Below are 20,647 nucleotides of genomic sequence, written 5' to 3'. Positions count from 1 at the left end.
GCGGAGCCTCCCACGCGCCCTCCCCGCCCGTCCATCCTTTTGGGTAGAACTACCCAACAGATGTCGTGCGGCCGCCCGCGTCACGAGGACCCTCGCGAGTCTCCTAAAATTGGAGCCATGTCGAAGGTCTTGAACAGTCTGCCCGTGGGCGAGCGCGTCGGAATCGCATTCTCGGGAGGGCTCGACACATCGGTCGCAGTCGCCTGGATGCGCGAGAAGGGCGCGGTGCCCTGCACCTACACCGCCGACATCGGCCAGGCCGACGAGCCCGACATCGACAGCGTGCCCGCGCGCGCCGCGCAGTACGGCGCCGAGATCTCGCGCCTCGTCGACGCGAAGAGCGCCCTCGTCGAGGAGGGGCTCGTCGCGCTGCAGTGCGGCGCCTTCCACATCCGCTCCGGCGGCAAGACCTACTTCAACACCACCCCCCTGGGCCGCGCCGTCACCGGTACCCTGCTGGTCCGCGCTATGCGCGAGGACGGCGTCGACATCTGGGGTGACGGCTCCACCTACAAGGGCAACGACATCGAGCGGTTCTACCGCTACGGCCTGCTGGCCAATCCGCGCCTGCGCATCTACAAGCCCTGGCTCGACGTGCAGTTCGTCAACGAGCTCGGCGGCCGCACCGAGATGTCGGAGTGGCTCGTCGCCCGCGGCTTCCCGTACCGCGACGCCACCGAGAAGGCGTACAGCACCGACGCGAACATCTGGGGCGCCACCCACGAGGCCAAGCGCCTCGAGGAGCTCTCCAGCGGCATGGAGCTGGTCGAGCCGATCATGGGCGTCGCCGCCTGGCGCGAGGACGTCGAGATCGCCGCCGAGACGGTCAGCGTGCGCTTCGAGGCCGGCCGCCCGGTCGCGCTCAACGGCGTCGAGTACTCCGACCCGGTCGCCCTCGTCCTCGAGGCCAACGCGATCGGCGGACGCCACGGCCTGGGCAACTCCGACCAGATCGAGAACCGCATCATCGAGGCCAAGAGCCGCGGCATCTACGAGGCGCCCGGCATGGCGCTGCTGCACCTGACCTACGAGCGCCTGCTCAACGCGATCCACAACGAGGACACGATCGCGCAGTACCACTCCGAGGGCCGCCGCCTCGGCCGCCTGATGTACGAGGGCCGCTGGCTCGACCCGCAGTCGCTGATGCTGCGCGAGTCCATCCAGCGCTGGGTCGGCTCCGCCGTCTCCGGCGAGGTCACCGTGCGCCTGCGCCGCGGCGACGACTACACGATCCTCGACACCACCGGCCCCGCGCTGAGCTACCACCCCGACAAGCTCTCGATGGAGCGCGTCGGCGACGCCGCCTTCGGCCCCGAGGACCGCATCGGTCAGCTGACCATGCGCAACCTCGACATCGCGGACTCCCGCTCGCGCCTCGAGCAGTACGCCGCCGCGGGCCTGGTCGGCGGCTCGACCGCCGAGCTGGTCGGCCACCTCGAGATCGGCGAGTCCGAGGCGATCACCGAGGGCAACGGCTCCGCCGCCGCCGACGCCCTCGGCCGCGCCACCGACCTCGCCTCCGAGGGCGCCGCCTTCGACGCCGGCACCGACTGACGCACCACCCCTGAGGGCCGGCGGAGACTCCTCCGCCGGCCCTTCTCGGTACCCGCAGCCCATGCCCCACCTCCGGCACGCGAAACCAACCCGGGCACGCTGAAACCCCCGGATTCCGCGAGCCGGACACGCTTCCACGAGCCGAACCCACCGCCCCGCCACCTCCGGCACTCGAAACCCTCCCGGGCACGCCGAAACGGCCCGCTCCCGCCAGCCGAACGTCCTTCCACGAGCCGAACCGTCCCGCCCGCCACCTCCGGCACGCGAAACGACCCTCGGCCCGTCGGAACGGCCCGATCCAGCGAGCCGACCCCGGTTCCACGAGCCGGACGTCCGCCCGGCACCCCGCCCATACCGCCGCGGGCACGGACATCCGCTCTGCGTCCCACGCCCACCACCGCCACCTCCTCCGACCGGAGGGGTGGTCGCGGTGCCTCGTCGCGGCTCCTGGCTCGGGTCTGGCGGGCGCGCCGCAGGCGCGCGGGAAGGAGCCGCGACGAGGCACCGCGTCCACCCCGTTCGCACCGAGCGCGACGTCGCGAAGCGACGAGCACGCCAGCAGTCAGCACCCGGCCTCGTCAGTCCCCCCGCACCAGCCCCAGCGCCGCCTCCGCCGTCGCCACCGACTGCCCCGGATCGACCCGCGCCAGCACCAGCGCCGTCACCAGCAGCGACACCAGCACCCCCGCCTGCCGCCCCCGCCACTCGGCGGGCTCCCCCGGCCACCGCGCCGCCGCCCCCGCGAGCATCGCCCGCTGCAGCTCCGCCCGGTACTCCGCGATCACCTCGCGCACCGCGTCGTCGCGCGCGATCGGCGCCCCCGCCGCATTGAGCAGGAGGCACCCGCTCTGCGCCGACACGGTTCGCGGGTCGGCGAGCGCGTCCCGCAACCCCGAGAAGTAGTCCTCGAGGGCCGTCGGCGAGACCTCGTCGCGCGTCAGCGGTTCCAGCCTCGGCCGCACGATCTCGTCGAGGTAGCTCTGCACCGCCGCGTCGAAGAGCCCGCGCTTGCTGCCGAACGCGTGGTACAGGCTGGAGCGGCCGAGTCCGGTCGCCGCCTCGAGCTCGGGCAGCGACGCCTCCTCGAAGCCGCGGTCCCAGAAGACGGCGCGCGCCGACCGGACGACCTGGTCGGTGTCGAAGCTCTGCGTGCGTCCCACGGCGACTCCCTCTGCTGACTGCCGGAAAGAACCGGACTGTTGTGAACCGGTCGTTCCAGTATAGAGTGAGGCCGTTCGGTAGTGAACCGAGCGATACACAATCAGGAGGTCCCGTCGTGATCGTCATCGGACTCGTTCTCGCCGCCCTCGCGGCGCTGCTGCACGTCTACATCTTCGTGCTCGAGTCGCTGCTCTGGACGACCCCGCGCGCCCGCTCCACCTTCGGCACCACCGCCGGAGAGGCCGAGTCGACGAAGGAGCTCGCCTTCAACCAGGGCTTCTACAACCTGTTCCTCGCGATCGTGACGATCCTTGGCGTGATCGTGCTCGCCTCGGGAGCCACGGCCGTCGGCGCCGCCCTCGTCTTCACCGGCACCGGATCGATGGTCGCCGCAGCCCTCGTGCTGCTGCTCTCCTCCCCCGGCAAGCGGCGCGCGGCGCTCACGCAGATGGCGCCCGGACTGCTCGCGGTCCTCGCGCTCGGCATCGGCCTCGCCGCCTCCTGATCCCCACCCCCACGACCCCTCGGAAGGCTCCATGACCACCGTCACCAGCACCCAGATCCAGCTCGTCCGCCGCCCCGTCGGCTGGCCCGTCGCCGAGGACTTCCGCACCGCGCAGGTCGAGTACGACGAGCCCGCGGCCGGCGAGATCCGCGTCGAGAACGCCTTCCTCTCCGTCGACCCCTACATGCGCGGCCGGATGAACGACGTCAAGAGCTACACCCCGCCGTACGCACTCGGCGAGACGATGACCGGCGGCGCGATCGGCCGCGTCACCGTGTCGAGCGACCCGGACTTCCCGGTCGGCGCCGTCGTGCTGCACCAGCTCGGCTGGCGCGACATCGTCCAGGCCGAGACCTCGGCCTTCCGCGTCGTCCCCGAGATCCCCGGCGCCCCGCTGTCGCTGCGACTCGGCGTCCTCGGCATGACCGGCCTCACCGCCTTCGTCGGCCTCACCACCATCGCGGGGCTGAAGGAGGGCGACACCGTCTTCGTCTCCGGCGCCGCGGGAGCCGTCGGCTCGGCCGCCGGCCAGATCGCGCGACTGCTCGGCGCGAAGCGCGTCATCGGCTCCGCCGGCTCGGCCGAGAAGGTCGCGCTGCTCACGGAGAAGTACGGCTACGACGCCGCGTTCGACTACCACGCCGATCCCGTCCGCGAGCAGCTCGCCGCGGCGGCGCCCGAGGGCATCGACATCTACTTCGACAACGTCGGCGGCGACCACCTCGAGGCGGCGCTCGACGCCTTCAACGACGGCGGACGCGCGGCCCTCTGCGGTGCGATCGCCGGCTACAACAGCACCGAGAAGCCGGCCGGCCCCGACAACATGGCCAACGTCATCACCCGCGCGCTCACGCTGCGCGGCTTCACGCTCGCGGCGTACCTCGACCACGCCCCGGAGTTCAACCGCCTGATGGGCGGCTGGTTCCAGGAGGGGAGCATCGCCTACGACGAGACCGTCGTCGACGGCATCGACCACGCGGTCGACGCCTTCCTCTCGATGATGCGCGGCGGCAACACCGGCAAGATGATCGTCCGCCTCTAGGACCTTCCCTGCTGGTCGAGGAGGTGCGCAGCGCCCCCTTCCCTGCTGGTCGAGTAGCCGCGCAGCGGCGTATCGAGACCCGCCCACCGGACGACGGCGGATCTCGATGCGCCCTCTGCGAGGGCTACTCGATCAGCAGGCAGTGCCCCCGTCCGCCGGTCAGCGCTTGACGGCGTCGATCTTCAGCATCTTGGCGATGACCGAGTCGAGCTCCGAGTCGTCGAAGATCTTCTTCCAGTCGTCCTTGATGAGCGCCTCGCGGCCGTAGCCCATGGCGATGTGGCACGCCTCGGAGAACGGGTTCGAGCCGCGCAGGCCGTTGGTCAGCGCGATCCAGGTGTGGCCGTAGAGCATCGCGCGGGCCGCCTCGTAGGGAACGCCGACGCCGTTGACGGTCTCGTCCAGCGCCTCCTTGAGGAACTCGCCGACCATGCAGGCGATGGTCTCGACCAGGGTCGGCTCGAGCACGGCGAGCTGCTTGACGGTCACCCAGTGCACGGCGATGACGGGCGCGTAGATGGTCGAGATGACCTTCTCCGCGATGGCCCGCACGTCGTCGTCCGCGTCCTCGAGCGCCGCGACGACCTCCTGGGGCGCGGCGATGCCGCCGAACGTGTCGGCCCACTCCTCCGGAGTGGTGCGCTCGAGGAACACCGACGGGTGGCACGGGTGCGCCACGGCGTAGTGGATGTCCTCGCGCTTGGCGAGCAGCCCCGCGTACGCTGCGGCCGGGTCGAGGGTGAGGATGATCGCGCCGCTCTTCATCTGCGGGATCACGTCCTCCGAGACCGCGCCGAGCACGACGTCGGGGACGGCGAGGATGACGACGTCGGCGTCCTTCACGGCGTCCGGGGTCGCGGTGATCTCGCGGCCGGCCTCGCGGGTGCGCTCCTGACCGGCGGGCGAGGCCTCGCTGTAGAGGGCGTTGTACTCGGACTTCTGCAGGTTGTTCGAGACCCGCATGCCCATCTTGCCGCCGGCGCCGATGACGGCGACGGTGAGGGCGGAGGCGGCGGTGCCCGGGGCGGTGGTGGCGGTGGTGTCGGTCATGAGTTCCTTCTCCTGAGCTGGTCGAGGGTGGTGCGGGTCCACTCGGCTTCGAGCCGGGTGGTGACGAGCGCCTGCTCCGCGGCAGGGACGGTGTCCTGCCAGGGGAGCCAGAACTCGATGATCTGGGTGATGCCGCGCTCGGCCGGCCGGAGCAGCGCGAGCATGCCGTCGTAGTCGAGGCGGCCGTCGCCGAGCGCCGTGCCGGTGTAGACGAAGCCGACCCAGCCGGGGTTGCGGCTGAAGTCGAAGTCCTTCACGTGCCAGTTCGCGACGTACGGAGCGCAGCGGGCGGTGACGTCCTCCGGCAGCTCGAGGTTCGCGACGGTGTTCGCCGGGTCGAGGCAGATCCGGATCCGCGGGTGATCGAGCGTCGCGATCACGTCGACGAGGTCGGCGGTGCTCACCTGCTCGTAGGTCTCCAGGGCCAGCGTGACGCCGGCCTCCTCCAGTTCGGGCGCGATCTCGCTCAGGCGCCGCAGCGTCTCGGCGCGGTCCGGCCGGTCCTCCCCCGACGTCCACATGCTGCGCAGCAGCACGACGTCGAGCGCGCGGGCGAGTCGGAGCCAACGGCGCAGGTGCGCGGGATCGGTGCCGCGGGTGCCGAGCTCGAGCGCGACCCCCTCGGCGGCGGCGACCGCGCGCAATGACGCGAGCTGCTCGTCCGAGTACTCCTCGAGCGCCGGCACGTCGCAGAGCTGCAGCAGGTCGACGCCGAGCGCGGCGGTCTCGCGGACCATGTCCTCGACGCCGAGCGGCTCCGGGACGCGGTCGGAGGAGCGCCAGAAGAAGGCGTAGCTGCTCAGGCCGAGGCGGCTCACGACCGAGTCTCCGAGCCGGCGCGCACGAGGGCGAGCGCCTCGTCGAGGATCGCGCCGACCGCCTCCGGGTCGTGCGCGAAGCGGCCGAGGAACAGCCCGGGCACGCGGCCCTCGAGCGCGGTCAGCAGGCCCGGTCCGGCGCTGCCGCCGTAGATGACGCGGCTGCCGGCGCGGCCGGGCAGCTCCGCGAGGGCCGCCTCGAGCGCGGTGACGACGCCGGCGATGAAGGCCGGCTCGGCGGGCTCGGGTGCGCCGATCGCCCAGACGGGCTCGTAGGCGGCGAGGATCGGGCCGACGGCGCCGGCCTCGTCCGCGTGCGCGAGGGCGGAGCCGATCTGCGCGAGCACGAGCTCGACCGCGTCCTCGACGGAACCGCGCTCGGTCTCGCCGACGCAGAGCAGCGGGACGAGATCGTTGCGGAACGCCGCCGCGACCTTCGCGCGGACGCGCTCGTCGTCGTCGCCGAAGAGCGCGCGCCGCTCGGCGTGGCCGATCTCGACCAGCCGGCAGCCGATCTCGCGCAGCTCCGCGCCGCTGACCTCGCCGGTGAACGCTCCCGCGTCCTCCCAGAACAGGTCCTGGGCGCCGAGCGCGACGCCGGACTCCGCCGCGAGGGCGCCGACCGGCACCAGCGCGGGGAAGGTCGGCACCACGAACAGCTCGACGGCTCCGGAGGCGGTCGCCTCGTGCGTCCGCGCGATCTCGGCGATGCGCCGCATCCACTCGAGCGTCCGCGCGTGGCCGAAGTACATCTTGAGGCTCACGCCGACGGTGAACGCCGGGGCGTCCCCGGCGGCGCGGCTCAGCACGAGCCGACCGTGGCGGCGTCGTCCGCGACCGGGTTGCCGGCCTCGTACGCCTCGATCACGCGCACCTTCTCCGCGGAGGCGGAGGACGTGTCGAACTCGTAGCCGAGCCACTCCTTCGCGAGGCGGCGGGCCAGCTCGATGCCGACGACGCGCTGGCCCATGCAGAGCACCTGCGCGTCGTTGGAGAGGATCGAGCGCTCGACCGAGAACGAGTCGTGCGCGGTGACGGCGCGGATGCCGGCCACCTTGTTGGCGGCGATCGCGACGCCGAGCCCGGTGCCGCAGATCAGGATCGCGCGGTCGGCCTCGCCGCGGGCGACCATCTCGGCGGCGGCGATGGCGACGCTCGGGTAGGGCGTGTGCGACGACGCGTCGACACCGACGTCGACGACGGACGCGACGCGGGAGTCCTTCTCGAGGTCGGCCTTGACGATCTCCTTGTAGTCGAGACCGGCGTCGTCGGAGCCGACGACGAGGCGGAAGGGTGCGCTCATGGGTGTTCTCTCCTTGCTGGAAGCGGATTCGGGGACGGTGTCGACGCTACGCGCCGCTGCCGACAGAGCCGGGGGCGGCGGCGGCGGCACCGGAGCGCAGCACCGCGCCGATCGCGGTGACGATCAGCCCGAGCGAGTGCGCGCCCGCGTCGGGGGTGCCGAGGCTCTTCTCGGCGTGCGGCCGGGCGCGGCCCATCCTCGGCAGCAGCTGCGCGGTCGCGGCGGCGGCGGCGGTGCAGGCCTCGGCGGCCCGGGTCCAGGCCGCGGGCAGCTCCTCGCCCGCGGCGACGGCCTCGGCGAGGACGTCGGCGAAGGGCACGAGGGAGTCGACCATCGTCTTGTCGCCCGGCGTCGCGCCGAAGCGGAGGATCGCGGCGCGGGCGCCGTCGACGCCCTCGACCACCGCGGCGGCCGTGGGCGCGGCGGTGTCGCCGAGCGCCGAGCCGACCGCGGCGAGCGCGGCACCCCAGAGCGCTCCGGAGGTGCCGCCGGCCCGGTCGGACCACGCGTCGCCGGCGTGGGCGAGCACGGTCCCCGCCCCGGCGCCGGCCTCGAGCGCGGCCCGGGCGGCGGCGACCGCCGCGTGCACGCCGCGCTGCATGCCGATGCCGTGGTCGCCGTCGCCGGCGACAGCGTCGATCCGGCCGAGCTCCTCGGCGTTCTCGTCGATCGTGGACTGCGTCGCCTCGAGGGCGGCGAGCACGGTGCGGGCGGCGTCGCGGGAGTCGTCGCTCGCGTCGCCGATGACGACCGCGGGCGTCTCGTGCTCGGTCACCGCGGCCTGCTCGGCGGGGCGGACCGAGCCCTTGCGGTAGGCGGGCGCCTCGGCCGGCGCGGCCCACAGCCGCTCCAGCTCGTCGTCCACCCAGAAGAAGGTGAGCGAGACGCCGGCCATGTCGAAGCTGGTGACGAGCTCGCCGACCTCGGGCTCGAGCACCTCGAGGCCGCGCTCGCGCAGGCGCCGCTCGACGCCGGCGTAGACGACGAACAGCTCCTCGTACTTCACCGAGCCGAGCCCGTTCAGCACGACGACGAGGCGCGAGCCCTCGGCCGCGTCGACGCCGTCGGGCAGCTCGGCGAGCAGGGACGAGACCAGCAGCTCGGCGAGACCGTCGGCCGTCGGCACGTCGTCCTCGCGGATGCCGGGCTCGCCGTGGATGCCCATGCCGACCGCCATCCGCCCCTCCGGAACGGTGAACAGCGGCTCGGACGCCCCGGGCAGCGAGCAGCCGGAGAAGGCCACGCCGAAGGAGCGGGTGCGCTCGTTGGCGAGGCGGGCGATGCGCTCGACCTCGTCCAGCGACGCGCCCTCCTCCGCGGCGGCGCCCGCGACCTTGAAGACCGTCAGGTCGCCGGCGATCCCGCGGCGCTTGTGCTTCTCGGCGACGCTCGCGCTCGAGACGTCGTCCGTCACCGTCACGGTGCGGACGTCGATCCCCTCGTCGCGCAGGCGCCGCTCGGCCGCGTCGAAGTTCAGCACGTCGCCCGCGTAGTTGCCGTAGCTCAGCAGCACGCCGCCGCCGTGCTCGGCCGCCGCAGCGACCGAGTGCACCTGCTGCGCGGACGGCGAGGCGAAGAGATTGCCCATCGCCGCGCCGTGCGCGAGACCCTGCCCGACGAGTCCGCCGAACGCCGGGTAGTGACCGGAGCCGCCGCCCACCACGAGGGCGACCGAGCCGGGCGCGCTCACGGTCGAGCGCACCACGCCGCCCTGCACCCGCCGCACGAAGCGTCGGTTCGCGGCGACGAAGCCGTCGATCATCTCGTCGGCGAAGTCGGACGGATCGTTGTAGAGCCGGGTCATCAGGAGTCCTGTTCGAGGAGGGGCGTCGGGCGACGGGCGGTCAGCGGGTCGTGCAGGTGATCAGTGCGCGATCACGTCGACGCTGGGGGCGTCGAGCGGTGCGTCCTTGTAGCGGCGCGCCAGCAGGGACATCAGCACGGCCGAGAGCAGCAGGAAGAAGCCGACGATGAACATCGGGACCTCGTAGCCGCCGGTCGCGTCCTTCAGGGCGCCCGTGATGTACGGGGCCGAGAAGCCGGCCAGGTTTCCGACGGTGTTGATCAGCGCGATGCCCGCCGCGGCCGCCGCGCCGGTGAGGAACCGGGTCGGGAAGGTCCAGAAGTTGGGCAGCGCCGAGAAGATCGCCATCGCGGTGACAGTGATCACGGCGATCGTGGCCGCCGGGGAGCCGGCGAAGAGCGCGAGCGGGATGGACAGGCCGCCGGCGATCGCGGGGATCACGATGTGCCAGGTGCGGACGCCGCGGCGGGTGGCGTCGCGCGACCAGAGGTAGAGGGCGATGGCCGCGGGCACGTAGGGGATCGCGGTGATCAGGCCCTTCTCGAAGATGCCGAAGGTGGTGCCGTACTGCTCCTGGAAGCCCTCGATGATCGTGGGCAGGAAGAAGGCGAGGGCGTAGAGGCCGTAGATGAAGCCGAAGTAGACGAAGCTCAGCATCCAGACGCGGCCGCTCTTGAAAGCGGACGACATCTTGGGGTGGGTGGTGACGCCCTTGGTCTTCACGTCCTCCTCGCGCTTCAGCGCGGTGGTGAGCCAGACCTGCTCCTCGCGGGTCAGCCACTTCGCGTCGGAGGGCTTGTCCTTGAGGTAGAACCAGGCGATGACACCGATGACGATCGCCGGCAGCGAGACGCCGAGGAACATGAAGCGCCAGCCCTCGAGGCCGAGGATGCCGTCCTGCTCGATCAGCAGGCCGGCGAGCGGGGCGCCGATGACCGTGGTGAGCGGCTGCGCCAGGTAGAAGAGGGCGAGGATCTTCGAGCGGTGCTTGGCCGGCACCCAGAGGCTGAGGAAGAGGATCGCGCCCGGGAAGAAGCCCGCTTCGGCGACACCGAGCAGGAAGCGCAGGGCGACGAGCTGCTCGAAGTTCTGCACCCAGGTGAAGAGCAGCGCGACGATGCCCCAGCTGACCATGATGCGGGCGAGCCAGCGGCGGGCGCCGAAGCGGTGCAGCGCGAGGTTGCTCGGCACCTCCAGCAGGATGTAGCCGATGAAGAAGACGCCCGAGGCGAAGCCGAACTGGGCCGCCGAGAGGGCGAGGTCGGCCTCCATGCCGTTCGGCGCGGCGAAGCCGATGGCCGTGCGGTCGAGATAGTTGATGAAGAACATCAGGGCGACGAACGGCACGAGCCGGATCGACACCTTCCTGATGGCGCTCTTCTCGACGGCGGCGTCCGCCGTCGCGGTTCCGCCTGTGCGGGAGGGAAGGTCCACGTCGATCTCCTGATCCGTGTCAACGACTGTGTTGGATGGTGCGGGGTGGGGCTCGGGCCGCCTTCGGGGGAATTGGCTGACCGGTTGACCAATTAGAGGATGCCGTGCCGGGGCGCCGGTTGTCAACCGGTTCTCCGGTCGAGTCGCTGCGGGTGGGGTGTCGGCGCGGTTGCTACGGTCGGAGCATGCCGGCGTACCCCGAAGACGACCCCTCCCTCGTGCGCCTGGAGCTGCAGGTCCTCCCCCGCGGCACCGCCGTCGCCGAGGTGGCCAAGCAGCTCACCTCGCTGCTCACCCGCGGCGATCTCGTGCCCGGCTCCCGCCTCCCTCCGGAGCGCCAGCTCGCCGAGAGCCTCGGCGTCGGCCGGTCGGCGGTGCGGGAGGCGCTCGCGGCGCTGGAGATCCTCGGCATCGTCACGGTGCGGCCCGGCTCCGGCACCTACCTGCGCGACAGCACCTCCGAGCTCCTGCCGACCACGCTGAGCTGGGGCCTGATGCTCTCCGCGGGGCGCACGGCCGAGCTGATCGAGGTGCGCGGCACCCTGGAGGTGCAGGCCGCGATGCTGGCGGCGCTCCGGATCGACGACGAGGGACTCGAGCGCCTGCGCGCGCATCTGGCGGCGATGGAGTCGCATCTCGACGACATCGCGGCGTTCGTCGAGGCCGACGTGCGCTTCCACCTGCAGATCGCGGTCAGCGCCGAGAACGTGGTGCTGCGCGATCTGCTGCAGACCATCCGCTCGCTGCTGCGACTCTGGGTCGAGCGCGCGCTCAGCAGCCCCGAGCAGGCCCTCGACGCCTTCACCGAGCACCGCGCCGTGCTCGAGGCGATCGAGGCGCGCGACCCGTCCGCCGCCGCGCGGGCGATGGAGGCGCACATGAGCACCGCGTCCCGGCGCCTGGCGGACACCGGGAGCTGATCGCGGGCCGTCGGTCCGGGGCCCTGAGTCCGGGGCTGCTGATCGCGCCCCGCGGTGGCAGACTCGGCCCATGAGCGACCTCCTGCGCCGCGGTGCCGCGGCGGCCCTGACCCTCGCCGCGGTCGGCCTCCTCGTCACCGGCTGCGCGGGGCGCGCCGACATCGCCTCCTCCACCTCGCCGCTGCCGCGGCCGAGCGCGACGGCCACGGCGACGCCCACCGCCTCGCCCACGGCGACGGCGTCGGCACCCGCCTCGATCGTCCCGACCGCGGAGCCGACCGCCGCGCCGACGGCGGCATCCGAGACTCCCGCCCCGCTGCCGACCTCGTCGCAGCCGCCGGCACCGGCTCCCGAGCCTGCGCCCGAGCCCTCGACCGTCCGCTGCGTCGGGAGCGACCTCTCGCTCGAGTACCGCGCCGACCCCGACGCGTCCGGCGCGGGCAGCAGCGCCTTCGACCTGATCTTCACGAACACGACCGACCGGACCTGCACGCTCGCCGGCATCCCCGGTGTCTACGCCGCCGGGGCCGACGGCAGCCGCCTCGGCGCGGTCGCCTCCGCCGACGGCCCGAACCCGGACGGCCTGCTCGCCCTCGCTCCGGCGGCGCAGGCCGATGTCCGGGTCGCCTGGCACTCCCCCCGCGCCTTCGGCTGCCCGACCGCGACGTCGACGTTCCTGGTGGCCGAGGTGATCGACGCGGCCGATGCCGCCGTCCGCGCGCCCGCCGCGATCGAGGTCTGCACCGACGGCACCGTGTACCTGGACGCCTCCACCTACACGCTGCTCGGCTAGGTCCTGCGCCGGTCCCCCGAGGACCGCGCCCAGGTGATGGAATGGACGAGGACAAGGAGAACCCATGCTCATCCCCCCGAACGACACCGGCGCCCGCGCCCGGTCCACCCGCCTGCCCTCCGCGCCGGCCACCCGCTCCGGCGGTCACTCGCCGCTGTCCGAGACGGTCGCCGTCTGATGGCCGAGGAGCGCGCGATCCTCGCCGGCGGCTGCTTCTGGGGCCTGCAGGAGCTGATCCGGGACCTGCCGGGCGTCTTCGAGACCCGCGCCGGCTACTCCGGCGGGACCACCCCGAACGCGACCTACCGCCACCACGGCGACCACGCCGAGGCGGTGGAGATCGAGTTCGACCCCGAGCAGACCTCCTACCGCGACCTGCTCGAGTTCTTCTTCCAGGCGCATGATCCGACCACCCGGAACCGGCAGGGCAACGACATCGGCACGGGCTACCGCTCCGTGATCGTCGCCCTCTCGCCCGAGCAGGAGCGCGTCGCCCGCGAGACGATCGCCGAGATCGACGCCTCCGGCCGCTGGCCGGGCCCGGTCGTCACCGAGGTCCAGCCGGCCGGCGAGTTCTGGGACGCGGAGGAGGAGCACCAGGACTACCTCCGGAAGCACCCCGGCGGCTACACCTGCCACTGGGTGCGCCCGGGCTGGACGCTCGACGCCTGAGCGTCGGGCCGCTTGCGGCATCACCCGGGCAGCGGATCGGGGCCGACGCCACGGTCGCGACCCGGGCGCCGGCGGCGGCGCTCACGTCCCGCGGAGGGCCGCGATCGGCTCGATGCGGGAGGCGCGCCGCGCCGGCACGCTGCCCGCGAGCAGTCCGATCAGCGCGCCGAGGAGCGCGCCGCCGAACGCCACCCCGGGGTCGAGCACCGGGGTCCACTGCTGCGCGAGCGAGACCGCGAGCACCGCGAGGACGCCGGTCGCCGCACCGAGCAGACCGCCGAGGAGGCCGATCACGGCCGACTCGACGACGAACTGCTGCGCGATCCTGCGTCGTGCGGCGCCGAGGGCACGGCGCAGGCCGATCTCGCCGACGCGCTCCATCACCGACAGCGTGGTGACGTTGGCGATGCCGACGCCGCCCGCGAGCAGCACCACCACCGAGAGGATCAGGAACACGAGGTCGACGTCGGCGCGGACGTCGCCGGCCAGCTCGGACGGACCGCCGGGCGCCGAGACGGAGACGGAGTCGGGTGCGTCCGGGGCGAGGGTCAGGGGTGCCTGCGCCGCGACCTGCGGGCCGGCGCCGATGTCGATGCGCGCCTGGAGGTCTCCCGGAGTCGCGAGCGCGAAGTCGGCCCGCGCGGTGCCGGTGGGGAGGACGACCGCGTCGAGCAGCTCGGCGCGGGCCTGGACGTCGGCGAAGATCCCGAGGACCGAGTAGGCGACCCCGTCGATCAGGATCGACGGCCGGGAGTCGACGCGCTCGACACCGAGCCGCTCCGCCGCGCGGCTGCCGAGGACGACGACGCGGTCGGCGCGCGCGTCGTGCCCGGAGTCGAACATCCGCCCGGCGGTCACCTCGCCCTCGAGGGTGCCGAGGAGATCGGCGGAGGCCGCGAACACCCGCGGCGGGGCGGCGGCGGGCGCCGAGGGGTCGTTGACGGGGACGGCGGTGACGGTCGCGCCCTCGCGGAGGGACACCTCGCCGACGAGGGCCGCCTGCTCGACGCCGGCGAGCCGGAGCACCCGGTCGACGGCGTCCCAGGGCAGGCGCCCGGTGGCGACGCTGTCCCCGGTGGAGTCCTTCGCCTCGGCCGGCTGCACGACGACCTGGGTGGCGGCGAACGCGTCGAACCGGCGGGCGAGCTGATCGGCGGTCGTCTGCGCGAAGCCGATCGTGGCGACGAGGGCGCCGATGCCGAGCACCGTGCCGAGCAGGGTCATCACCAGCCGGGCCGGCCGCGTGCCGATGTCGGAGGTGGCCTCGGCGAGCAGGTCGGCGGCGGTGAAGCGGTCCGCTCGGCGGACGGGCCGCAGCAGCGGGGACGCGGCGGCCGAGCGCGGTCGCCGGCGGCCGAGCCGCCGGCGCACGGTCGCGAGCACCGGGCTCATGCGGTCACCTCCTGCATCCGTCCGTCGGCGATGCGGAGGCACCGGCGCGCCCGCCGGGCGACGGCGAGATCGTGGGTGATGACGACCAGGGTGAGTCCGGTGTCCGTCAGCTCCTCGAAGAGCCGCATCACGTCCGCGGTCGTCGAGCCGTCCAGATTGCCGGTGGGCTCGTCGGCGAGGAGGAGGCTCGGGCGGGCGACCACGGCGCGTGCCACGGCGACGCGCTGGCGCTCGCCTCCCGAGAGCGTCGTCGGCAGGAAGCCGAGCCGGTGCCCGAGGCCGACCCGGAGCAGGGCGTCGCGGGCGCGCGCCTCGCGGTCGGCCCGCGGCGTCCCGCTGTAGAGCATCGGCAGCATCACGTTCTCGAGCACCGTGCGCCGCGGCAGCAGGTGGAAGGACTGGAACACGAAGCCGATGCGCTGCGCCCGGACGGCCGCGCGGGTGTCCTCGTCGAGCGCCCCGGTGAGCGCGCCGTCGAGCCGGTACTCGCCGACGCTCGGCCGGTCGAGCAGCCCGAGGATGTTCAGCATCGTCGACTTGCCCGAGCCGCTGGGGCCGACGATCGAGACGTAGTCGCCCTCGTCGATCCGGAGGCTGACGCCCTTCAGCGCCTGCACCTCGGGCGGACCGGGGAACGAGCGGGTGACGTCCCGCAGCTCGACCAGCGGAGCGGTCACCGGCCGACCACGACCAGGTCGCCCTCGTCGAGCGTCCCGTCCACCGGCGACACCTCGACCGCGCCCTTCGCGGCGAGACCGGTGGTCACGACGACGAGCCGGGTGGCGGCGCTCGGATCGCGCGGATCGCCGTCGACGACCTCGACCCGGCTCTCGCCGCCGGAGCCGGCGGACAGCGCGGCGACCGGGACCGAGAGCACGGCGCCCTCCGTCGCTCCGACCGCGACCCTGACCTTGACGTTGGTGTCGCGCAGCTGCTCGATCTGCTCGGGCGAGAGCGGATCGGGGGTGAGCGTCACCGTCCAGCGCCCCTTGCCGTCCTTCGCGGGATCGACACCCGACACGGTGGCGCCGTGCGACGACCGATCCGGGAGCTCGAACGAGGCCTTCTGCCCGACCGAGAGCAGCCGCGCGTCGGCCTCGGCGGCGGAGCCGGAGAGCTCGACCTGCGCGCCGGAGACCGTCATCGCCGCCCCGGACAGGACGCCGCCGCGCTTGGCGGTGACGGCGTCCACCCGCCGCGGGAGCGACGTGAGGAACAGCACCTCGCCTGCGGGGAGCGCCGGCAGGACGGACTGGCGGGCCCGGGTGAGATCCTCCTGCGCCTGCGTCACCTGGGACTGCGCCGACTCGACGGCGCCGCGCTGGGCGCCGGTGTCGGTGCTCGCACCCAGCTGGGCCCGCCGGAGCTCGGCGAGGCCGAGCGCGTCGTCGAGGTCCGCGATGCGGAGGCCGTCCGGCGGCTCGGCCGCGCGGGCGGCCTCCAGCTCACGTCGCGCACTCGCGACCGCGTTGTCCGCCTCGCGCACCTCGACCGGCGAGGAGCCCGCCCGAGCGGCGTCGAGCTCCTTCTGCGCGGCGACGAGCCCCTGCTCGGCCGCGCGCAGCGTCTCCTGGGCGGCGCGGACGACGTCCTCGCCGCCCTCCTGCGTCGCGGGCGCCGCGTAGCCGGCCTGCGCGTAGAGCTCGGTGACCGCGTTCGCGGCCGTCTCGTCGAAGACGTCGTCGGCGGGGTCGCCGGCATCGATCCCGAGGCCGCGCAGCGCCGTCTTGAACTGCACCACGTCCGGCCCGGACACCCCGAACCGCAGGGTCCGGTAGGCCGGCAGATCGCCGGGGAGGACGATGACGGGGCGGCCGGCGATCTCCAGCGCGATCGACAGCGGCGACAGCTCGGTGCCGGCCGCCGGGACCTGACCGGTCACCACCGCCGCGCCCTGGATCCCGGTCGTGTCGATGGTCACCTCGACGGCGTCCGCGTAGCGCACCTCGCCGCGGAGGGTCACGTCGTTGCTCAGCTCGCCGAAGTCGACCGGCGCGGTGATCAGGCCGGGGGCGGGCGGCTCCGCGTTGGCGGCCGCCTCGGCGGGCGACACCACGAACCTCCCGACGAGCAGGCCCGCGACGAGGCTCAGCAGCGCGGCGGCGGCCACGATCCAGAGGACGCGGTTGCGCGAGACGACGGCGGCGAGTGCGGCGAAGCGGCTGCGACGTCGCGGAGCGTCGGACCCGCCGTCGGGACCGTCGGCGGGCTCGATGACCGCGAGGAGGTCGAGCGGATCGGTCGGTGTCGGATCGGAGGTCGGCCGACCGGTCGGCTCCGAGTCGGACGGCGTCGGATCGCCGGAGCCCGAGCGGCGGGGAACGCGCATCTACTCGCCCTGCTCGGCGTCGGCCTTCAGCGCGTCGAGCTCGGCGCGGTGGTCGTCGATGAACTGCTGCTCCAGCGCGTCCTGGACCTTCTTGTGCACCGCTGAGTAGTCGGTCTTCTCCCGGCAGTCCAGATCGGCGAGGGCGAGCTCGATCTCCTCGTCCTTCACCGCGACGAGCTTCGGGTCGGTGGGCTCAACCACCTGGTCGCCGGCCGCGTCGTAGACCGCCGTCAACTTGTCGCTGATCGAGTTCACGGCGTCGTAGGGGGCGGTGAAGCCGGGGTAGCCCGCGTCGCTCAGGCAGGAGGACCACGCTGCATCCAGATCCGCCAGCTCGGGGACCGACTGCAGATCGGTGTAGAACTCGTTCAGCGCGTCCATCACCGGCTTGTGCTTCTCCGCCGACGCCGGATCCTCCCCCTCGAGCTCGTGCTGGGCGGCGCCGAAGCAGCCCGCCGTCGTCCAGTCGTACTCGTACGACCCGTCCTCGGAGGCAGCGGCGTCCTCCGGCTCCGCCGGGCCGTGGAGCGCCCCGGAGTAGGCCGCCTTCTCGGACTCCGAGAGGCTGTCGTAGTACTCGGAGTTGGCGTCGACGTACTCGTCCTCCGGCTCGGCCGAGTCGTAGCGACCGGGAGAGTCGACGACGCCGTAGCCGTACTGCGCGACCCATTCGCGATCGTCCGGCTTGTAGGCGTCGGCGTCGGATGACGAGAACGACGCCGACTGCACGCTCGGGGTGTAGTCGAAGCCCGACTCCTGCATGCAGGTCGCGACGAGCTCCTCGCGCTTGCGGTCCTGCTCCCTGTACTTCTCCTCCTGCTCCTCGGGCGAGAGGTCCCCGCCGTAGAGCGCACCGAGGTAGTCGATCAGCGGAGAGGTCGGCTCGACGGTCTTCGCGTCCTCGGCGGGGGCGGAGCAGCCGGAGAGCGCCAGCACGCCGGACAGCGCCAGAGCGGACAGTGCCAGTGCGGAGCGTGCGATGGTCAGGTGGGCGCGGCGTCGATGCTTCACGGAGGTCCCTCTCGTTCAGGGGCGCGCGGCGCGGGCGGGGGTCCCGCGCTCGCGCGCCGCCGACGACGATACCGACGGATCCTCATCACCGTGTGGTCGGGGCGGGCTCTGGCGTCGCACGTCGGTCGACGCGCCGCGGGACGCCCACGTCGAGCGGTTCCTGCGGCGCGGGACGTCGATCCGCGGACGCGGCTACGGCGTCAGCAGCACCCGCGCGGCTCCGCCCGGTTCGAGCACGAACGACTCGCCGTCCGCTCCCCCGGCCGCCTCCCAGCGCTCGATCCCCGTCGGATCGACCGTCACCGCGGTGCCGCCCGGGTTGCCGAGCAACACCACCCGGCCGTCCGCGGCGACAGCTCCGAGCGCGACGAGTCCCGCTGCATGAGCGTCCAGACGCGGCGACGCGGTGAGGGCCGCCGCCCACTGCAGCACCGCGCCGACGGCCGTGACGCCGGCCGCCGTGACGACACCGCGCGGTCCCCACTGCTCGAAGTAGGCGAGCGAGGCGACGCCCGGGACCGCGAGCGCGTCGAGGCTGCCGACGACCCAGGCCGCGAGCTCGGGCGCGTGCTGGCGCTCGTCGGTCGCTCCCGGGACCATCTCCGGGCCGTAGCCGGACCCGTCGATGTCGGCGGTGCCGGGGTCGAACGCCGAGGTCGACACGGCGTTCATCCGCGCGCCGAGGGTGATCGGCCCGACGTGCAGAGGACGGCCGTCCGCGATCGCCGCCGCGTCGCGGACCACCGTGCGCTGCACGGCGAGGGACTCGACGAGCTGGTGCCCCGAGCGGTCGTGCATGAAGGGGGTGATGCTGAAGGCGAGCGACGCCTCCCCGTTCGCGAGGGCTTCCGCGCCCCGGTTGAGCTCGGTGAAGTGCGAGCGGACGCCGCCGACGACCTCGGCGCCGCGCTCGGCCGCCGCCCGTCGCGCCGCCTCGAGCAGCTCGGGTGTGCTGCGGTGACCCTGGGCGGCGAAGACGCCGAGGCGGGCGAGCGGCGCGTCGCCGAGCTCGTCGAGGACCGCGCGGACGTCCTCCGGCCCGGACGCGACGAGGCGCAGATCGACAGGGCGTCCGCCGGCGTCCTCGAACGCGCGCCGCAACGCGCGACGCCAGCCCGCCCAGCGCACGTCGCACTCGACCAGCAGATCGAGCGCCGGTCGCACGTCCGGCCGGAGGTCCGTCGGCGCGCTCGCGGCGGAGGTGCGGATCTCGGGGAGCGGGTGCCCGGTGCTCCCGGTCCGCAGGACGGAGGGGGACGCGGGCGATTCCCGCGTGACGGTCGGCGGCGCGCCGCCGCAGTCGATCCGCAGGCTCTGCCGGACGATCTCCCCCGCGGCGACCGGCACCGGGAACGGCAGGCTCAGCGGCGTCGAGTAGGTCTTGAACGACGCGTCGGTCCAGTTGCGCTGATCCTCCGTCTCGAACACGTCGCCCTCCAGAGTCAGCTCGACCGGGACGCCCTCGGCGGTCCAGGCGAGACCGGCGAGGTCCTGCGCGGGCTGATGGGGCGCGATCCGCTCGGGGAAGGCCAAGCGGTCGGCGGTGCCGCCCGGGTGGCGCGCCTCGACGGCCGCTCCGGCGCTCTCCGTGCCGTGCAGCACGATCAGCCCCAGGCGGTTGCGGAGGAAGGGCGTGCTCGCGCGTGCCTCGAGTGCGATCGTGAGCGAGTTTCCGGAGAAGTCGGCGCGCAGGGTCCAGGTGACGCGCGCCTCCTCCTGAGCGCTCTCGCCCTCGACCACGAGCGTGCCGCCCTCGATTTCGAGCGCTGCGCGGACGGTCGCGAAGGTCCCCCAGTCCTCGTCGCGGACGACGAACCGGACCCCGCGGAGGATCCGCGCCGTGCCGAACCGGAGGTCGTCGAGCCGGCCGTCCGAGATCCGCAGCGACCACGGGCCGCAGCGGACCGCCCGCTCGTCGCGCTCGGCGTCCTGGAGGAGCCCGGCCGGGACCGTCGGCGCGGCGGGCCGGATCTCGATCGCGGGCACGATCAGAGGGTGGTCATGCCGCCGTCGACGCGGAAGAGCGCGCCGGTGGCGTAGCTCGACTCGTCGCTGGCGAGGTAGACCATGATGCCCTCGACGTCCGCCGCGGAGCCGGGGCGACCGAGCGGAATGCGCGAGGTGATCGCGGCGCGGGCCTCGGCGTCGCCCGAGATCGCGGTCACCAGCGGGGTCTCCGTGTAGCCGGGGACGACCGTGTTCACGCGGATCCCCTCGCCCGCGTACGCGGCGGCGACGGTGCGGGCGAGGCCGTGCATGCCGGCCTTCGAGCTGCTGTAGGCGGTGAAGTCCTGGCCCTCGCCGTTGAGCCCGGTCGGGCTGCCGGTGAGGACGATCGAGCCGCCGCGGCCTCGCAGTGCACGGACGGCGTGCTTGACGGTGAGGAAGGTGCCGGTGAGGTTGATGTCGATCGTGCGGCGCCAGACGTCGAGGTCGAGGTCGGCGATCTTCGCGTCCTGGCCGAAGAGCTGCACGCCGGCGTTCGCGACGACCACGTCGACCGCGAAGCCGTCGGCCGCGAGGCGGGCGAAGGCCTGCTCGACGCTGCTCTCCTCGGAGACGTCGAGCCGGACGGCGACGGAGTCCGGGAAGGCGGCCGCTGCGTCCTCCGCGGCGGCGAGGTCGCGGTCGGTGAAGGCGACCCGGGCGCCCTCGCGCGCGAAGCGCTCCGCGACGGCCCGGCCGATGCCGGAGCCGGCTCCGGTGACGAGGGCGGTCTTGCCAGTGAGGCGTCCGGTCATGCGTGCTCTCCTTCGAGTCGATCTGCTCCGATCATAGGAGGCGAACCGGTTGACCGCCTAGGCCGTGGCTGTTCGATTCCAGCGGTCGGCGCGACCCCTTGACCCGGCCCGGTCCAGC

At 73.4% G+C, this 20,647-nt stretch carries 19 protein-coding genes; 6 read left to right on the top strand and 13 right to left on the bottom strand.

Annotated features, from left to right (window positions below; genetic code table 11):
• Nucleotides 1-117 precede the first annotated feature (117 nt).
• Nucleotides 118-1,554, top strand: coding sequence for an argininosuccinate synthase (gene argG / locus MT355_RS12820; RefSeq protein ID WP_123446074.1), 1,437 nt, complete (start codon nucleotides 118-120; stop codon nucleotides 1,552-1,554).
• Nucleotides 1,555-2,132: 578 nt separating this feature from the next.
• On the opposite strand, the gene MT355_RS12815 is transcribed toward argG, so the two are convergent.
• On the bottom strand, nucleotides 2,133-2,714 hold the full coding sequence (locus tag MT355_RS12815; RefSeq protein WP_243599840.1) for a TetR/AcrR family transcriptional regulator: 582 nt from the start codon (nucleotides 2,712-2,714) through the stop codon (nucleotides 2,133-2,135).
• 116 nt (nucleotides 2,715-2,830) lie between these two features.
• On the opposite strand from MT355_RS12815, the gene MT355_RS12810 reads away from it, so the two are divergent.
• Together MT355_RS12810 and MT355_RS12805 are read left to right on the top strand one after the other, a co-directional pair.
• Nucleotides 2,831-3,220: a DUF1304 domain-containing protein gene (locus MT355_RS12810; protein ID WP_127887003.1), complete on the top strand. Its 390-nt coding sequence runs from the start codon at nucleotides 2,831-2,833 to the stop codon at nucleotides 3,218-3,220.
• A 31-nt stretch (nucleotides 3,221-3,251) separates the two neighbouring features.
• Nucleotides 3,252-4,262: an NADP-dependent oxidoreductase gene (locus tag MT355_RS12805; RefSeq protein WP_243599839.1), complete on the top strand. Its 1,011-nt coding sequence runs from the start codon at nucleotides 3,252-3,254 to the stop codon at nucleotides 4,260-4,262.
• 159 nt (nucleotides 4,263-4,421) lie between these two features.
• Here MT355_RS12805 and MT355_RS12800 read toward each other — a convergent pair whose 3' ends face one another.
• From MT355_RS12800 to MT355_RS12775, 6 genes are read right to left on the bottom strand one after another with little or no spacing between them, the layout of a single operon-like run.
• A complete protein-coding gene (locus tag MT355_RS12800) occupies nucleotides 4,422-5,312 on the bottom strand; it encodes a phosphogluconate dehydrogenase C-terminal domain-containing protein (RefSeq protein WP_123732941.1) in 891 nt (296 codons plus the stop codon).
• Nucleotides 5,309-6,130 (bottom strand): sugar phosphate isomerase/epimerase, encoded by an 822-nt coding sequence (locus MT355_RS12795; protein WP_243599838.1) that lies wholly within the window; start codon nucleotides 6,128-6,130, stop codon nucleotides 5,309-5,311. Before MT355_RS12795 ends, MT355_RS12800 begins: the two co-directional genes overlap by 4 nt.
• Nucleotides 6,127-6,939 (bottom strand): triose-phosphate isomerase family protein, encoded by an 813-nt coding sequence (locus tag MT355_RS12790; protein ID WP_243599837.1) that lies wholly within the window; start codon nucleotides 6,937-6,939, stop codon nucleotides 6,127-6,129. The genes MT355_RS12795 and MT355_RS12790 overlap by 4 nt, the downstream gene beginning before the upstream one ends.
• Nucleotides 6,933-7,433 carry a ribose-5-phosphate isomerase gene (locus tag MT355_RS12785; protein WP_127887006.1) on the bottom strand — a complete coding sequence of 167 codons (501 nt, stop codon included), beginning with the start codon at nucleotides 7,431-7,433 and terminating at the stop codon, nucleotides 6,933-6,935. The genes MT355_RS12790 and MT355_RS12785 overlap by 7 nt, the downstream gene beginning before the upstream one ends.
• A gap of 46 nt (nucleotides 7,434-7,479) precedes the next feature.
• Nucleotides 7,480-9,237: a dihydroxyacetone kinase family protein gene (locus MT355_RS12780; protein WP_243599836.1), complete on the bottom strand. Its 1,758-nt coding sequence runs from the start codon at nucleotides 9,235-9,237 to the stop codon at nucleotides 7,480-7,482.
• Nucleotides 9,238-9,297: 60 nt separating this feature from the next.
• Nucleotides 9,298-10,566, bottom strand: a complete 1,269-nt coding sequence (locus tag MT355_RS12775) for an MFS transporter (RefSeq protein WP_221181106.1) — start codon at nucleotides 10,564-10,566, stop codon at nucleotides 9,298-9,300.
• 290 nt (nucleotides 10,567-10,856) lie between these two features.
• Here MT355_RS12775 and MT355_RS12770 point away from each other — a divergent pair, with 290 nt between their 5' ends.
• The 3 genes from MT355_RS12770 to msrA all read left to right on the top strand — a co-directional run bounded on the left by MT355_RS12770 (nucleotide 10,857) and on the right by msrA (nucleotide 13,056).
• Nucleotides 10,857-11,591 carry a FadR/GntR family transcriptional regulator gene (locus MT355_RS12770; protein WP_123735949.1) on the top strand — a complete coding sequence of 245 codons (735 nt, stop codon included), beginning with the start codon at nucleotides 10,857-10,859 and terminating at the stop codon, nucleotides 11,589-11,591.
• Between the two features lie 70 nt (nucleotides 11,592-11,661).
• On the top strand, nucleotides 11,662-12,384 hold the full coding sequence (locus MT355_RS12765) for a DUF4232 domain-containing protein (protein ID WP_243599835.1): 723 nt from the start codon (nucleotides 11,662-11,664) through the stop codon (nucleotides 12,382-12,384).
• 177 nt (nucleotides 12,385-12,561) lie between these two features.
• Nucleotides 12,562-13,056, top strand: a complete 495-nt coding sequence (gene msrA, locus MT355_RS12760; protein WP_123446063.1) for a peptide-methionine (S)-S-oxide reductase MsrA — start codon at nucleotides 12,562-12,564, stop codon at nucleotides 13,054-13,056.
• An 81-nt stretch (nucleotides 13,057-13,137) separates the two neighbouring features.
• Here the strand turns inward: msrA and MT355_RS12755 are convergent, their stop codons facing one another.
• From MT355_RS12755 to MT355_RS12730, 6 genes are all read right to left on the bottom strand, one after another.
• Entirely contained in the window at nucleotides 13,138-14,448 is a 1,311-nt protein-coding gene (locus tag MT355_RS12755; protein WP_243599834.1) for an ABC transporter permease, read from the bottom strand.
• Nucleotides 14,445-15,125, bottom strand: coding sequence for an ABC transporter ATP-binding protein (locus tag MT355_RS12750; RefSeq protein ID WP_123732934.1), 681 nt, complete (start codon nucleotides 15,123-15,125; stop codon nucleotides 14,445-14,447). Before MT355_RS12750 ends, MT355_RS12755 begins: the two co-directional genes overlap by 4 nt.
• Nucleotides 15,122-16,777 (bottom strand): hypothetical protein, encoded by a 1,656-nt coding sequence (locus tag MT355_RS12745; RefSeq protein ID WP_243599833.1) that lies wholly within the window; start codon nucleotides 16,775-16,777, stop codon nucleotides 15,122-15,124. The genes MT355_RS12750 and MT355_RS12745 overlap by 4 nt, the downstream gene beginning before the upstream one ends.
• Nucleotides 16,778-17,788, bottom strand: a complete 1,011-nt coding sequence (locus tag MT355_RS12740) for a hypothetical protein (RefSeq protein WP_243599832.1) — start codon at nucleotides 17,786-17,788, stop codon at nucleotides 16,778-16,780.
• 192 nt (nucleotides 17,789-17,980) lie between these two features.
• Entirely contained in the window at nucleotides 17,981-19,774 is a 1,794-nt protein-coding gene (locus tag MT355_RS12735) for a hypothetical protein (protein ID WP_243599831.1), read from the bottom strand.
• 2 nt (nucleotides 19,775-19,776) lie between these two features.
• Nucleotides 19,777-20,529 (bottom strand): SDR family NAD(P)-dependent oxidoreductase, encoded by a 753-nt coding sequence (locus MT355_RS12730; protein WP_243599830.1) that lies wholly within the window; start codon nucleotides 20,527-20,529, stop codon nucleotides 19,777-19,779.
• Between the last annotated feature and the right edge of the window lie 118 nt (nucleotides 20,530-20,647).

The sequence above is a fragment of the Rathayibacter sp. VKM Ac-2929 genome (genome assembly GCF_022815495.1).
GTDB classification, from domain to species: Bacteria; Actinomycetota; Actinomycetes; order Actinomycetales; family Microbacteriaceae; genus Rathayibacter; species Rathayibacter festucae.
Note: the sequence above shows the minus strand (reverse complement) of the source record. Positions and strands in the feature narration are given on the sequence as shown.